The following is a 1,512-nucleotide window of genomic DNA, read 5'->3' on the forward strand; positions in this document are numbered from 1 at the left end:
TTGGCCTTTCTGCGCCTTCACATGAGGCAACAGCACGGCCACAGCCTGGTTAAACTCCGGTGTTTGCTCCAGCCCGTTGTCCACCAGTTTCGCCATGGCCCACAGCAGGTTGGTGATATGCTGGGGAATTAATTGGTCTTTCCGTGCGTTTACCAGCGGCAACAGCACGGCCACAGCCTCGTAGAGCCCTGATGTTTGCTCCAGCCCGTTGTCCACCAGTTTCGCCATGGCCCACAGCAGGCTGGCGATATGCTTGGGAATAAATTGTTTTTCCTGTGGGTTCACGTGAATCAACAGTGCAGCCACGGCCTCGTTGAGCCATGGTGTCCGGTCATGTCCGTTATCCACCAGTTTTGCCATGGCCCACAGCAGGTTGGCGATATCCTGTGCATTAAATTGGCTTTTCTGAGCGTTCACATAAGGCAACAGCGCGGCCACGGTCTTTTCGAGTCCTGGTGTTCGCCCCTGCCCGTTGTCCAACAGTTTCGCCATGGCCCACAGCAGGTTGGCGATTTCCTTTGGTTTAAATTCAGCTTTCTGTGTAATCACGTGAGGCAACAGCGCGGCCAGAGCCCCGTTGAGCTCTGGAGTCCTTTCCTGCCCGTGGTCCACCAGTTTTGCCGTGGCCCACAGCAGGTTGGCGAGACCCTGTGGTTCAAAATCAGCTTTCTTTGCCTTCACGTTGGGCAATAGCGCGGCCACCCCCTCTTTGAGTTCTGCTGTCTGCTCCAGTCCGTTGTCCACCAGTTTTGCCATGGCCCACATCAGGTTGGTGATATGCTGGGCCATAAACTGGTCTTTTTGTCCGTTCACATGGGGCAACAGCGTGGCCACAGCCTCGTTGAGTTCTGGTGTCCATTCCTGCCTGTTGTCCACCAGTTTCGCGATGGCCCATAGCAGGTTGGCGATTTGCTGAGGAATAAATTGTTCTTTCTGTGCGTTCACGCGAAGCAGCAACGCGACCACGGCCTCTTTGAGTTCTGCTGTCTGATCCAGCCCGTTGTCCACCAGTTTTGCCATGGACCACAGCAGGTTGGCGATACCCTGAGAATTAAATTGGTCCTTCTGTGCGTTCACGTGGGGCAATAGCACGGCTATGGTCTCGCTGAGATCGGTCGTCTGCTCCAGCCCGTTGTCCACCAGTTTTGCCATGGCCCACAGCAGGTTGACGATACCCTGTGGTTTAAAGTTGGTTTTCTGTGCGTTCACGAGGGGCAATAGCGCCGCTACGGCCTCGCTGAGATCTGTTGTCTGCTCCAGCCCGTTGTCCATCAGTTTCACCATGGCCCAGACAAGGTTGGCGATATCCTGCGCATTAAATAGGCCTTTCTGTGCGTTCACACAGGGCAACAGCGCGGCCACAGCTTCTTTAAGCTCTGGTGTCGGCTCCAGCCCGTTGTCCACCAGTTTCGCCATGGCCCACAGCAGGTTGGCAATTTCCCGTGGTTTAAAGTCAGTTTTTTGTGCGTTTACCTGGGGCAACAACGCAGCCAGGGCTTTGTTGAGCTCTGG

The 1,512-nt window shown here is 55.2% G+C and carries 1 protein-coding gene; it reads right to left on the minus strand.

The genetic code is table 11. From position 1 onward, the window contains the following. On the minus strand, positions 1–1,512 hold a 1,512-nt coding region (locus J7438_RS25430), incomplete at both ends, for a DUF1601 domain-containing protein (protein WP_209278835.1).

It is taken from the genome of Thalassotalea sp. G20_0 (assembly GCF_017744175.1).
Taxonomy (GTDB): domain Bacteria; phylum Pseudomonadota; class Gammaproteobacteria; order Pseudomonadales; family Endozoicomonadaceae; genus Endozoicomonas.